Genomic DNA, 12,057 nt, shown 5'->3' on the forward strand with positions numbered 1-12,057 from the left:
GCCTCGGAGGGGGCGGCCAGCACGGCGGCCGCGCCGAGCCCGGCCATAGCCAGCGCCGCCCCCCGTCCCGCCTCGCGCCAGCCGAGGGCCACGGCCACCGGGAGCAGCACCGCCAGCACCGAGGCGCCAGGCTTGATGCCGTCCACGCGGCGCGGGGGCTCGGGGAACAGCCGCACGGCGTTGGTCAGCCAGCCGCCGGTGAGCACCTCGAACAGCAGCACGCAAGCGCCGAGGGCGACACCAAGCGCGAGCCCCCGCCCGGCCCGGCGGCGCGCCGCCGCGTCGAGCAGCGGGACGCTTCCGGCCACCAGCGCGCCGAGGCCGATCAGCGCGGCGAAGCGCAGCGCCCCGTCGAGCGAGACCCCCGGCACCACCGACCACGCCGCCGAGGCGATCCCCCAGGCCGCCAGCAGGCCGAGCGGCCAGAGCGCGATGCCGGCACGCGCCAACGCACCGAGCCGCGCCCGCTCGGCCCAGAGCAGGGCCAGGGCCGTCGCGACCAGGATCGGCGTCGCGGCGCGGGACTGCATCGCCACCGCCGTCGGCAGCACCGCCAGCGCCACCCCGAGGACGACGCCGCTCATCGCGTCCGCGCCGGACGCAGGCGCCGCAGCTGGGCCTCGCGCCGCGCGATGTAGCCGACCGAGACCGCCATCAGCGCCGCCCCCACCGCCAGCGGCCAGCCCGGCCGTTCGGCGAACACCGCCCAGCCGATCAGGGCGCCGATCGGCACGGCGACGAACTCCACCGGCGCGAGCAGGCTCGCCTCGGCCCGGCGCGCGGCCAGGCTCGCGCAGAGATCGCCGAGCGTGGCGAAGGCCGCTGCGGCGCCCAGCAGCGCGGCCTCGATCGGGCTCGGCGTGCGCCACCACCAGAGGCTCGGCGGCAGCCATGCCGCACAGCCGACGATGCCGTACCAGAACACGACGCGGATCGGCGGTTCGCCGAGCGAGGCGAGAGTGCGCACGAAGGCCAGCACGCAGGCGCCGCAGAACGAGGCGGCAAGGGCGAGCAGCGCGCCCGGGTTCAGCCCCAACGCCCCCGCCCGGGGCTCCGCGAACAGGATCACCATCACGCCGGCGAAGCCGATCGCGGCGGCGAGCGGCCGGCGCCACCCCACCGTCTCGCCCAGCACGGCGACCGCGATCACCAGCAGCCAGAGCGGCCGCGCCTGGCCGAGCGCGATCACGTCGGCGAGCGGGATGAGCGCGAGCGCCGCGATCGAGAGCCCCATCGCCGACACGCCGGCCACGCCGCGGCCGAGATGCAGCCAGACCCGTCGCGTGGCCAGCGAAGGCGCGCGCTTGCCGACCAGCCAGGGCGCCAGCAGCACCATCGTCAGCACGGCCCGCGAGAGCATCACCAGCGGCAGCGGCGTGCCGGCGGCGAGCACCGCCTTGTTGCAGGCCGTCATGCCCGCGAACAGCGCGGTCGCGAGCAGCATGAAGCCGATGCCGTGGATCGGCGCGGGCGGGCGCTTCATCGCCGGGCGGGCGCGCGGCCGGCAAGCGCCACGCCGGCGAGCACGAGCGCGAAGCCGACGGCATGGAAGCCGTGCGGCACCTCGCCGAGCAGCAGCATCGCCAGCGCGGTGCCGAAGAGGGGCTGGAGGTGCAGGAACGGCCCCGAGGCGGCCGGACCGATCAGCGCCACGCCGCCGTTCCAGCAGAGATAGGCGCCGATCGAGGCGGCGAGGGCGGCGTAGAGCACCGCGAGCGCGGTCGGCAGGTCCGCGCGCGGCATCGCCCCGGTGAGCGCGATCTCGGCGAGCCAGGACGGCAGCAGCAGCGCCAGACCGAACAGCACCGTGGCCGTCAGCAGCCCGAGCGGGGAGAAGGTGCCGCGCGGGATGCGGCGCAGCAGCACCGAGTAGATCCCCCAGCCGAGCACGGCGAGCAGCACGATCCCGTCGGCCGGGTTGAGACGCAGCGCGACCAGCGCCGCCGGATCGCCCCGCGCCGCGATCGTCGCCACGCCGGCAAGCGAGACGGCGAGCGCCGCGAGGCGCCGCGCGCCCGGCCGCTCGCCGTCGATCAGGAAGGCGGCGACGAGGATGGCAAGCGGGGTCAGGCTGATCACCAGCATGGCGTTGATCGCCTCGGTGCCGGTGAGCGCGATGTAGGAGAGCGTGTTGAAACTGCCCACGCCGCTCAACCCGAGTGCGGCGAGCAGCAGCGCATGGCGGCGGAGCGCGCCGCGCCGCGCGAGGAGTTCCCGCCCGGTGAACGGCAGCAGCACGGCTGCGGCGACGAGCCAGCGCCAGAACGCGAGGGCCACGGGCGGGATCTCGCCGCGCACCGCGCGGCCCATCACGAAGTTGCCGGCCCAGAACAGCGCCGCCAGCGCGAGCAGCAGCGCCGCCCGTCGCCAGGCGGGCTGGGACGCGGCCGGACGGGACGGCGCGGCGAGGCTCTGCGGATGCCGGGAGCCGGGCATGACGCCGCGAGGCTTAGCGCGGCGCGGCGCCGCAGGCCATGGATCCGTACCCGGACCGGCCAGGCATGGTCCTGACGCGTGGTCTTGAAGGGACGCCGCGCCCGGTCCACCCTGGTTGATGTTGTTTCACCGGAACGGTGCCGCCCGTCCCAGCCCGAGGTCGCTCCATGCTGCCCTGCTTCGCCGATCCCGGCGCGTCCGCGCTGCCGCTCCATGCCGTCGCGCCGGCGGGGCTCGAGGCCTGGTGCGCCGCCCACCCGGCGGGCGGCTTCGTGCGCGAAGCGGGCTTCGCCGCCAAGCCGGGCGAGCTGCTGCTGCTGCCCGGCGCGGCGGGGCTGGGCGGCGCGCTGGTCGGGCTCGGCGACGGGCGGCCGAGCGCCTGGAGCTTCGGCGGGCTTGCCCAGGCCCTGCCCGCGGGCAGCATCTGGCGCCTGGAAGGACCGGCCGATGCCCCGCGGGCGACCCTCGGCTGGGGCCTCGGCGCCTACCGCTACGGGCGGTTCCGCGCCGCGCCGCGCGCGCCTGCGCGACTGGTCCTGCTGCCCGACGCCCTGGCCGCGGCGCGCGAGGTCGAGGCGGTGTGGTTCGTGCGCGACCTGATCAACGATCCTGCGAATGTGCTCGGCCCGGCCGAGCTCGCCGAGGCCGTGGCCGCGCTCGGTGCCGCGCACGGCGCGACCGTGCGGCTGGTCGACGGCGAGGCGCTCGAGCGCGACTATCCGACCGTGGCGGCGGTCGGCCGCGGCAGCGCGCGCCCGCCGCTGGTCGTCGATCTCGCCTGGCGAGGCTCGGCGGCGGGCCCGGAGGCACCGCTCATCGCCCTCTGCGGCAAGGGCGTCTGCTTCGATAGCGGCGGCTACGACCTCAAGCCGGCCGCGGCGATGCTGCGGATGAAGAAGGACATGGGCGGGGCGGCGGTGGCGGCCGGCGTGGCGCGGCTCGTGATGCAGGCCGACCTGCCGGTCCGGCTCAGGCTGCTGATCGGCGCCGTCGAGAACAGCATCGGCGCGCACGCGATGCGCCCGCTGGACGTGGTGCGCACGCGCAAGGGGCTGACGGTGGAGATCGGCAACACCGACGCGGAGGGCCGGCTCGTGCTGTGCGATCTGCTGGCGGATGCGGATGCCGCCGCACCCGCCCTGCTCATGGACTTCGCGACCCTCACCGGGGCGGCGCGGGTGGCGCTGGGGCCCGATCTGGTGGCACTGTTCACGGAGGACGATCGTCTGGCGGAGGATCTTCTCGCGGCAGGCCTGGATGCGGAGGATCCGCTCTGGCGGATGCCGCTCTGGCGGGGCTATGCGGGCTGGCTGGACAGCCAGGCGGCCGATCTCGCGAATGTGTCCGGCAAGCCCCATGCCGGCGCTGTGGTGGCGGCGTTGTTCCTTCAGCGTTTCGTCTCCCGGGAGCGGCGCTGGGCCCATTTCGATCTCTATGCATGGAACGATTCGCCGCGTCCTGGACGTCCCGAAGGAGGCGAGGCGACCGGGATGCGGGCAGCGTTCCGGGCGCTTGCGGCGCGCTTCGGCACACCGGCGCATGGGTAACGGCTGAGCAAGGGCTGCCCAGCGCCGCAAGATGGTATCGGACAAGCAACCTTTGTCGAAAATGCTCTTTGCTTTTTCGTTGCGACACACTAGATGCGGGGCAGAGCCGCAGCCGGGGCACGGTGCGGCCGTTATGGAAGGTGAAGAACGATGGCAGCAAGCAACGCTAGCGAGCAGCTCCTTTCGGTGCTGCGTGAGACGATTGTCGCCCTGGTGCGTCGGGACGGCCCCGATCTTTCGGCCCGTCAGCTCGGCGTGTTCCTGACCGTCTACCTGACCGAGGGGCCGCATACCGTGCGCGGCTTGGCAGCCGAACTGAACGTCTCGAAGCCCGCGATCACGCGGGCGCTCGACCGGCTTGGCGAACTTGATCTCGCCCGCCGCAAGGTCGACCCGATGGATCGCCGCAGCGTGATCGTGCAGCAGACCCTGAAGGGGTCGGCGTTCCTGCGCGAACTGCGCAAGATCATGGGCGAGGCGGGCAGCGGACGCGGCTCCGGCAGCGCACGGCGCGCGGCGAACGCCTGACGCCCGAGCCCTGTGGGCGAGCGACCGCAGGGGCGCGGCCGCGCGGCCGCGCCCCTCGCGTCTCGGCCCCAGACGAACGGCGATCGGCGCTAGTAGCCGACCGTGACGTCCACCCGATTGAGCAGCTCCTCCCCGGCGGCGAGCCGACGCAGATTCTCGACCACTTGGCCCGCGACGCTGCGCGGGATCGTGATGCTCGCTGCATGCGGCGTGACGATCACCTTCGGGTGGCCCCAGAACGGATGCTCGCCCGGAAGCGGCTCGATCTCGAACACATCGAGCGTCGCCCCCGAGAGATGGCCCGAATCGAGCGCGGCCAGCAGGTCCGCCTCGACCAGATGGCCGCCACGCGCGACATTGATCACGTAGGCGCCCCGCGGCAGCGCCGCGAAGGTGCGCGCGTTGAGGATCCCGCGCGTCGATGGCGTCAGCGGCAGCAAGCAGACCAGGATATCGGTTCTTGAAAGAAACTTCATCATTTCTGCATCGCCGACGAAAGATTCGATTCCGTCGAGCCGCTTCGGCGTACGACTCCAACCGGCGACCTTGAAGCGCAGCGCTGCAAGCTTGCGTGCCGCATCCGACCCGAGCGTCCCCATCCCGAGGATGCCGATGCGCGTGTTCTCGGTGTCGGGGGCGGGCAGCTCATGCCAGATGCGCGCCTTCTGCTGGGCGCGATAGAGCTCGGCCTGGCGGTGGTGGCGCAGCACCGCCAGCAGAACATACTCGCTCATCGCCGCGGTCAGCAGCCGATCCACCAGCCGCACCACCGCGACTCCCGGCGGGGGCCCGGGCGGGCGGAACAGGTGGTCCACGCCGGCACCCATGCTGATCAGCAGACGCAGGTTGGGATAGCGGTAGAGGTCCTCGGGCGGGTGGTTCCAGGTCACCGCCGCGGTGATGTCCTCGACCGGACCGGTCTCGGGGAAGAGACGGATGTCGAGCGCAGGATCAAGCGCGAGCAGCTCACGCCGCCACACCTCCATCGTCGCAGGCTTGGTCGAGACGAGCAGCGCGCCAGTCACCGGTGGCCTCCCTCCTCTTCCTCCTCGCGCGTCGGCGTGGCGCGCACGAACGCGATCCAGTCCCCGTCGGGCGGGCGGCATTCCTCCGCGCCGGCGCGCAGCGTGATCGCCCGTGCCTCCCAGGCCTGCGCGAAGGCCGCGGGCGAGGAGGTCACGAAGGCGTAGCTGCGCGCATACACCTGATCCTTGATGCGCGGCAGGATGACAAGGAACCAGACCGCGACGCCGATGGTCAGCGCCAAGGCGCCGAGGGTCACGCCGCCGATCACGGTCGCGCCGATCACCCCGAACAGGCCGAGCCCGGTCGGCAGCGCCGTCTCGATGCGGCGGAACACCGGGCTGCCCGGGCGCGACATCACGCCGATGTTGACGCCCAGCACCAGCCGCTTCTGCGCCAACAGGCGCACGAGACGGGCATGGGCGTCGCGACTCGAAACGTCCGCCATGCCCGCCGCATAGCACGGCGAAGCGCCGTTGCGTCGATCGGGCTGCCGCAGCGTCGTCGCGCGGGCGTGAACGTCAACTGTTGACAGGATGGATTCGCCCCTCGATTCTCCCCAGCCGGAAGAGCACCGGCCACCGCACGAGGGCCGGGAGTGCGCAGATGGGGAGGAAAGGGGATGCGCCAGCCCGCAGGGCCGGTCACGGTGCCGAGCATGGCCGCGACCTCGCCCGCCGGACCGGCCGTGACCGGCGTCGAGCACTGGACGCACAAGGGCGATGTCCGCCTGTTCCTGTGGGAGAAGTATGTCGGCCGCCCGGAGGATGCGCGCGGCACGATCCTGTTCGTGCACGGTTCCTCCATGGCCTCGACCCCCACCTTCGACCTGCAGGTGCCGGGCATGCCCGACCTCTCGGCAATGGATGTGTTCGCCCGCCAGGGCTACGACTGCTGGTGCCTCGACAACGAGGGCTACGGGCGGTCCTCCAAGCACCGCGACATCATCTGCGACATCGCGACCGGCGCGGACGACCTCGAGGCCGCCGCCGACTACATCGAGACGACGCGCAGGGCCGGCCCGCTGCTGATCTACGGCATCTCCTCCGGCGCGCTGAAGGCGGCGCTGTTCGCCCAGCGCCGGCCCGACCGGGTCAAGCGCCTCGCGCTCGACGCCTTCGTCTGGACCGGCGAGGGAAGCCCGACGCTGGAACAGCGACGCAGGAAGCTGCCGGAGTATCAGGCGGGCGGCACGCGCCGGAAGATCGACCGCGCCTTCGTCCACTCGATCTTCACGCGCGACCATCCGGGCACCGCGGACGAACGCGTCGTCGATGCCTTCGCCGATGCGATCCTGGCGCTCGACGACTCGGTGCCGATCGGCACCTATGTCGACATGTGCCTCAATCTTCCGGTGGTCGATCCGGCGCGCATCACCTGCCCGACCCTGATCATGCGCGGCGAGTACGACGGCATCGCCGGCTTCGACGACCTGATCGAGTTCTTCAAGCGCCTGCCCAACCCGGACAAGCAGTTCGCCGTGATGCCGGGGATCGCACATGCCAGCCTGCAGCAGAAGAACTACCGCCTCGTGCAGCACATCCTCGCCTCGTTCTTCGCCCAGCCGGAGCCGGTCTATCGCGGCTCCGGCGCGTCTGCGTGACCATGACGGCCGGAACGGCCGCACCGCCGGGAGGAACCGACCGATGACCGCACCGATGCTGACGCGCCGCACCCTCGCAGCCGGGCTGGCAGCCATGCCCGTCGCCGCACGCGCACAGGGTGCGTTCCCCGAGCGCAACTTCCGCGTCGTCATCCCGACCGGTCAGGGCGGCGGGGCGGAGCGGCTCGCGCGCAGCTTCGACGACGGCTGGTCGAAGCTGCTCGGGCGGCAGTTCGAGTACGAGTTCTATCCCGGTGCGGCCGGCCAGGTCGGCTACGAGCTCTACGTCGCCCGCCGCGAGCCGGACGCCTACAACCTGCTCTTCGGCAACATGGGGCCGGAGATGATCATGTACGCGCTGCAGCGGCCGCGCTTCAGGTTCCCCGACGACATCACCTATTTCTGCCGCATCGACATCGACGATTCCTGCGTGTTCGTGAGGCAGGACTCGCCGTTCCGGCGGATCGAGGACGTGGTGGCGGAGGCGAAGAGGCGCACGCTCAACGTCGCCACCAGCCGCATCCCGCACCCGGCCTCGATCGGCATCCTCGCCCTCGGCGAGGCGACGGGGTCGCGCTTCAACCTGATCCCCTATGCCGGCGGCAACCCGACCATGGTCGCGGTGATGAGCGGCGAGACCGATATCGGCGTGCTCCCCGTGGCCGGCATCACCGCGCAGACCGGGCGGCTCAGGGTGCTCGGCATCTTCAGCCGCGAGAACGTGCTCGCCGCCAAGACCGACAACGCGCCCACCATCAACGCGGTGTTCGGCACGCGCATCCCCGATCTCTACTCGTCACGCTCCTGGGCGATCCACACCAGGGCGATCGAACGCCACCCGGACCGGTTCCGCAAGCTCGAGGAGACCGCGCGCAAGGTCTTCGAGGACCGCGCCTTCCTCGAGGCGGCCGAGAAGGCCGGGCAGCCGCTCGAATCGATCAGGTTCGGCGACCGCGCGGTCTGCACCGAGTACGCGCTCGGCATGATCGAGCTCGCCAACCGCTTCCGCGCGCAGCTCTCGGCGCAGCGCTGAAGGGGATGGCGGGCGAGCGGCGCCGCAGGCCGGCCGGGGCGGAGCTGATCATCCCGACGCTCGCGGTCGGCTTCACCGCCTACTACTTCTGGACCGTGCAGGAGCTCGCCTGGGAGGCGAAGGCGAACGGCATCGTCATCGGCGCGATCCTGCTCGTGCTGGTGGCGCTGCTCGGCCTGCGCATCGGCCTGCGTGTCGCGCGCGGCGAGGCGAGCCTCGGCCTCACGCTCGGCGGCGATCCGCAGGCCAACCGCCTCCGCCTCGCCCTGCTCGCGCTCACCGTCGCCTTCATCGCCGCGCTGCCGCTGCTCGGCACGGTGATCGCGCTCGCGCTGATGCTGGCGGCGGGGATGTGGCTGCTCGGCGCACGCCACTGGCCGACGCTGCTCGGCGTCTCCCTGGTCACGCCGCTGCTCGTCTGGGCGGGGTTGATCGTCGCGATCGGCACGCGCTTCCCGCTCGGCCCCTTCGAGCGCGGCATGGCCGCGCTTCTCGGCCTGGCGGGAGCCGAGTGAGATGGAGCTCGACCTCGCCACGCTGGCCGGACTGTTCGGGCGCTCCTTCTCGCTCTGGTGGGCGATCGTGCCGGGCATCGCGCTCGGCCTCGCGGTGGGAATCCTGCCGGGGTTCTCGCCGCAGAACACGCTGATCATCCTGCTGCCGGTCACGCTCGCGATGGACGTGGAGGCCGCGCTCGCCTTCATGATCGCGCTCTACTGCGCCAACCACCTCTCCGGCAGCATCCCGGCGATCCTGGTGAACATCCCGGGCAGCGCCGGCGCGGCGGCGACCTGCATCGACGGCTACCAGATGACGAAGAACGGCCAGGCGCAGCAGGCGCTGGTGGTCTCCTTCGTCGCCTCGGTCGCGGGCGGGCTGATCACCTCCCTCGCGGTGCTGGCGCTGCTGCCCTTCCTCGCCAGGCTCGGCCTGGTGCTGCGGTCGGTCGAGATGGTGGTGATCATCCTGTTCGGCCTGACCCTGATCGCCGTGCTCGCGGCGAAGGACATGCTGAAGGGGCTGATCGGCGGCGCCTTCGGGCTGATGCTCGGCGCGATCGGCACCGACCAGGTGTTCTCCACGCCGCGCGCCACCTTCGGCTTCCTCGAGCTCTATGACGGCCTGCCGCTCGTGCCGGTGCTGATCGGGCTGTTCGCGATCAGCGAGGCGCTGGTGATGATCGAGGAGCGCGTCACCGGCAACGCCGCGCCGCGCGCACCCCAGCGCCCGCAATGGCTCGAGACCGTGGACGGGCTGCGCATGGCGGCGAGGCACTGGTGGCAGATCGTCTGGACCGGCTTCATCGGCCTGGTGATCGGCGTGATCCCGGGGGCCGGGGCCTACATCGCCTCCTTCGTCGCCTACCAGCAGTCGCGGCTGTTCTCGAGGACGCCGCACCTCTACGGCACCGGCCATCCGCCCGGCGTGATCGCCCCCGAGAGCGCCAACAACGGCGTCACCTCGGGGACGCTGGTGCCGACCATGGCGATCGGCGTGCCGGGCGGATCGACCTCGGCGGTGATGATGATCGTGCTGCAATACCAGGGCATCGTGCTCGGCCCGCGGCTGTTCCTCGAACAGCCGTCCATCGCCTACGGCGTGTTCGTGATGATGACCGTCGCCTACCTCTTCATGGTCGCGCTGATCCTGCCGCTGGCGCGCTATGCCGCGAAGGTCGTGACCGTGCCCGTGCACACGATCGTTCCGCTGATCATCGCGCTCACCGTCGTGGGCGCCTTCGCCGACCGCGAGTACCTGTTCGACATGGCGCTGGCGCTGGTGTTCGGCGTGATCGGCTATGTCGCGGTCAGGACCGACTACCACGTCACCTCGATCCTGATCGGCGTGCTGCTCGGCCCGATCTTCGAGCGCTACCTGCTGCGCTCCCTGCGCATCGGCCAGGGCGACATCCTGGTGCTGTTCTCCTCGCCGATCGCCAACGTGCTGTGGTGCCTGCTCGTCGTCTCGGTCGTGCTGCCGATCTGGCGCGAGCGGCGCCTTGCGCGCACCGCCACCTGATCCGGGAGGGGCCTTGCCATGGACGGAGCCGTATCGAGCAGGGGCATGCGGCGCATCGCCTGGTTCGACTGCGCCGGCGGCGGCCAGGTGCGCATCGAGGGGCGCTACGCCTATCTCGGCCACATGAGGCCGCCGCACGGCACCTCGATCGTCGACGTCTCGGACCCCTACCACCCGCGCCTCGTGGCCCATATCGGCCTCGAGGGCGACCACAGCCACACGCACAAGGTGCGCGTCGTCGGCGACATCATGGTGACGAATGTCGAGCAGAACGACCGCCACCAGAAGCGGCGCGCGCGGCGCATCCCCGAGGTGGAGGCGCGGCTCGCCGCGGAGCTCGGCCGCCCGCCGACCGAGGCCGAGATCGCGCGCGCGATCAACGTCCCGCCGGAAATGATGCCGCGGCTGCGCCAGTCGCTCGCCGAGCCCCCCTATGCCGACGGCGGCTTCCGCGTCTGGGACATCTCCGACCGCAGCCGGCCGCGCCTGCTCACGCATCACCGCACCGGCGGGATCGGCGTGCACCGCTTCGATCTCGACGACCGCTACGCCTACATCTCCACCGAGATGGAGGGCTATGTCGGCAACATCCTCGTCATCTACGACATGCGGGACCCGGCCCGGCCCGAGGAGGTCGGGCGCTGGTGGATGCCGGGCCAGCACATCGCCGGCGGCGAGACGCCCTCCTGGCCGGGCCAGCAGCACCGCCTGCACCACGCGCTCCGCCATGGCGACAGGCTCTACGCCGCGGTCTGGTACGCCGGCTGCCGCATCATCGACATCAGCGACATCGCCCGCCCCCGCACGATCGGCGAATACCGCTACCATCCGCCCTTCCCCGAACCGACGCACACCTTCCTGCGCGTCCCCTTCCCGGTGAAGGGACGCACCCTCGCCGTGGCGGTGGACGAGGAGCACGACCATGTGCCGGGCCAGCTGCATGGCGGGCTCTGGGTGTTCGACGTCGCCGACGAGACCGACATCAGGCCGGTCTCGATGTTCCACCTCTCGGAGCTCGCGAGCCCCTATGTGCAGGCGGGCGGACGCTTCGGCGCGCACCAGTTCCAGGAGCGGCTCGCGGACACGCGCCTCTTCACCGCCTGGTTCGGCGGCGGGCTGCGCGTGGTGGACATCGCCGAGCCCGAGCGCCCGACCGAGGTCGCGCACTGGCTCGCCGAGCCGCCACCGGGACAGGCGAGCCCGCAGGCCAACGACGTCGATCTCGACGACCGTGGCCTCGTCTACGTCATCGACCGCAATCGCGGCCTCGAGATCCTCGAGGTGACGGGGTGACCGTTCCCGTCCTGCTCGCCGCAGGCGCGGTGAAGACCGCCGTCGAGGGCCTGCTCGCCGCGCCCGATGCATGGCGGGGCGCGCGCCCCCGCGTCGCCTACGGCACGGTAGGCGCACTGCGCGACCGCATCCTCGCGGGCGAGCCCTGCGACGCGACCGTGCTCAGCGCCGAGGCGATGGCGCTGCTCGTCGCGCGTGGCCTGATCGATCCGGCAACGGTCGTGCCCCTCGGCGTCACCGGTGTCGGGCTCGCGGCCGGCAACGGTGTCGCGGTCGGGCCGATCGACGACGAGGCCGGACTGGTCGCGGCCTTGCGCGCCGCCCCCTCGATCGCCTGGGCCGACCCGGCCTCCGGTGCGACCGCCGGGCGGCACTTCGCCGCGGTGCTCGACCGGCTCGGTCTGGCGGAGCTCGTGCGCACGAAGAGCCTGATCGTGCCGTTCGGCGTCGAGGCGGTGGCGGCCTGCGCATGCGGCGCGGTCGCGCTCGCGGTCAGCCAGGCGACCGAGATCCGCGGCGTGCCGGGCGTGCGCCTCGTCGGCCTGCTGCCGCCGCCGCATGCGCTGGTGACCGCC

Annotated in this window: 13 protein-coding genes; 8 read left to right on the plus strand and 5 right to left on the minus strand. The window is 72.2% G+C overall.

Features of this window, described 5'->3' with window-relative positions; translation table 11 throughout:
• From FK498_RS13345 to FK498_RS13355, 3 genes are all read right to left on the minus strand, one after another.
• A partial coding sequence (locus FK498_RS13345; protein WP_202614851.1) for a hypothetical protein occupies nucleotides 1-584 on the minus strand: 584 nt, incomplete at its 3' end.
• Complete coding sequence (locus tag FK498_RS13350) at nucleotides 581-1,483, minus strand: DMT family transporter (RefSeq protein WP_141855348.1); 903 nt, start codon at nucleotides 1,481-1,483, stop codon at nucleotides 581-583. The genes FK498_RS13345 and FK498_RS13350, both read right to left, overlap by 4 nt.
• The gene (locus FK498_RS13355) at nucleotides 1,480-2,436 is read right to left on the minus strand and encodes a DMT family transporter (RefSeq protein WP_141855350.1); all 957 of its coding nucleotides are present in this window, start codon (nucleotides 2,434-2,436) and stop codon (nucleotides 1,480-1,482) included. The genes FK498_RS13350 and FK498_RS13355 overlap by 4 nt, the downstream gene beginning before the upstream one ends.
• Nucleotides 2,437-2,603: 167 nt before the next feature.
• Here FK498_RS13355 and FK498_RS13360 point away from each other — a divergent pair, with 167 nt between their 5' ends.
• Together FK498_RS13360 and FK498_RS13365 are read left to right on the plus strand one after the other, a co-directional pair.
• Nucleotides 2,604-3,983, plus strand: a complete 1,380-nt coding sequence (locus tag FK498_RS13360) for a M17 family metallopeptidase (protein WP_141855352.1) — start codon at nucleotides 2,604-2,606, stop codon at nucleotides 3,981-3,983.
• Between the two features lie 150 nt (nucleotides 3,984-4,133).
• The gene (locus FK498_RS13365; protein WP_141855354.1) at nucleotides 4,134-4,511 is read left to right on the plus strand and encodes a MarR family transcriptional regulator; all 378 of its coding nucleotides are present in this window, start codon (nucleotides 4,134-4,136) and stop codon (nucleotides 4,509-4,511) included.
• A gap of 89 nt (nucleotides 4,512-4,600) precedes the next feature.
• Here FK498_RS13365 and FK498_RS13370 read toward each other — a convergent pair whose 3' ends face one another.
• Both FK498_RS13370 and FK498_RS13375 read right to left on the minus strand, forming a co-directional pair.
• Nucleotides 4,601-5,536, minus strand: coding sequence for a glyoxylate/hydroxypyruvate reductase A (locus tag FK498_RS13370; protein WP_141855356.1), 936 nt, complete (start codon nucleotides 5,534-5,536; stop codon nucleotides 4,601-4,603).
• On the minus strand, nucleotides 5,533-5,982 hold the full coding sequence (locus FK498_RS13375) for a hypothetical protein (RefSeq protein WP_141855358.1): 450 nt from the start codon (nucleotides 5,980-5,982) through the stop codon (nucleotides 5,533-5,535). The genes FK498_RS13370 and FK498_RS13375 overlap by 4 nt, the downstream gene beginning before the upstream one ends.
• Nucleotides 5,983-6,156: 174 nt before the next feature.
• On the opposite strand from FK498_RS13375, the gene FK498_RS13380 reads away from it, so the two are divergent.
• The 6 genes from FK498_RS13380 to FK498_RS13405 all read left to right on the plus strand — a co-directional run.
• Nucleotides 6,157-7,137, plus strand: coding sequence for an alpha/beta hydrolase (locus FK498_RS13380; RefSeq protein WP_202614852.1), 981 nt, complete (start codon nucleotides 6,157-6,159; stop codon nucleotides 7,135-7,137).
• 43 nt (nucleotides 7,138-7,180) lie between these two features.
• The gene (locus FK498_RS13385; RefSeq protein ID WP_161988415.1) at nucleotides 7,181-8,170 is read left to right on the plus strand and encodes a tripartite tricarboxylate transporter substrate binding protein; all 990 of its coding nucleotides are present in this window, start codon (nucleotides 7,181-7,183) and stop codon (nucleotides 8,168-8,170) included.
• Nucleotides 8,171-8,175: 5 nt separating this feature from the next.
• Nucleotides 8,176-8,685, plus strand: a complete 510-nt coding sequence (locus FK498_RS13390; RefSeq protein ID WP_141855361.1) for a tripartite tricarboxylate transporter TctB family protein — start codon at nucleotides 8,176-8,178, stop codon at nucleotides 8,683-8,685.
• 1 nt (nucleotide 8,686) lies between these two features.
• A complete protein-coding gene (locus tag FK498_RS13395) occupies nucleotides 8,687-10,189 on the plus strand; it encodes a tripartite tricarboxylate transporter permease (RefSeq protein ID WP_141855363.1) in 1,503 nt (500 codons plus the stop codon).
• 45 nt (nucleotides 10,190-10,234) lie between these two features.
• Nucleotides 10,235-11,482 carry a hypothetical protein gene (locus FK498_RS13400; protein WP_202614853.1) on the plus strand — a complete coding sequence of 416 codons (1,248 nt, stop codon included), beginning with the start codon at nucleotides 10,235-10,237 and terminating at the stop codon, nucleotides 11,480-11,482.
• A partial coding sequence (locus tag FK498_RS13405) for a substrate-binding domain-containing protein (protein ID WP_141855365.1) occupies nucleotides 11,479-12,057 on the plus strand: 579 nt, incomplete at its 3' end. The genes FK498_RS13400 and FK498_RS13405, both read left to right, overlap by 4 nt.

The organism is Elioraea sp. Yellowstone (genome assembly GCF_006704265.1).
Classification (GTDB): Bacteria; Pseudomonadota; Alphaproteobacteria; order Acetobacterales; family Acetobacteraceae; genus Elioraea.

Bases quoted from the DNA above. Each gene is read 5' to 3' on its own strand.
- FK498_RS13350 (WP_141855348.1), bottom strand. From the start codon at position 1,483: ATGAAGCGCCCGCCCGCGCCGATCCACGGCATCGGCTTCATGCTGCTC.
- FK498_RS13355 (WP_141855350.1), bottom strand. From the start codon at position 2,436: ATGCCCGGCTCCCGGCATCCGCAGAGCCTCGCCGCGCCGTCCCGTCCG.
- FK498_RS13360 (WP_141855352.1), top strand. From the start codon at position 2,604: ATGCTGCCCTGCTTCGCCGATCCCGGCGCGTCCGCGCTGCCGCTCCAT.
- FK498_RS13365 (WP_141855354.1), top strand. From the start codon at position 4,134: ATGGCAGCAAGCAACGCTAGCGAGCAGCTCCTTTCGGTGCTGCGTGAG.
- FK498_RS13375 (WP_141855358.1), bottom strand. From the start codon at position 5,982: ATGGCGGACGTTTCGAGTCGCGACGCCCATGCCCGTCTCGTGCGCCTG.
- FK498_RS13380 (WP_202614852.1), top strand. From the start codon at position 6,157: ATGCGCCAGCCCGCAGGGCCGGTCACGGTGCCGAGCATGGCCGCGACC.
- FK498_RS13385 (WP_161988415.1), top strand. From the start codon at position 7,181: ATGACCGCACCGATGCTGACGCGCCGCACCCTCGCAGCCGGGCTGGCA.
- FK498_RS13390 (WP_141855361.1), top strand. From the start codon at position 8,176: ATGGCGGGCGAGCGGCGCCGCAGGCCGGCCGGGGCGGAGCTGATCATC.
- FK498_RS13395 (WP_141855363.1), top strand. From the start codon at position 8,687: ATGGAGCTCGACCTCGCCACGCTGGCCGGACTGTTCGGGCGCTCCTTC.
- FK498_RS13400 (WP_202614853.1), top strand. From the start codon at position 10,235: ATGCGGCGCATCGCCTGGTTCGACTGCGCCGGCGGCGGCCAGGTGCGC.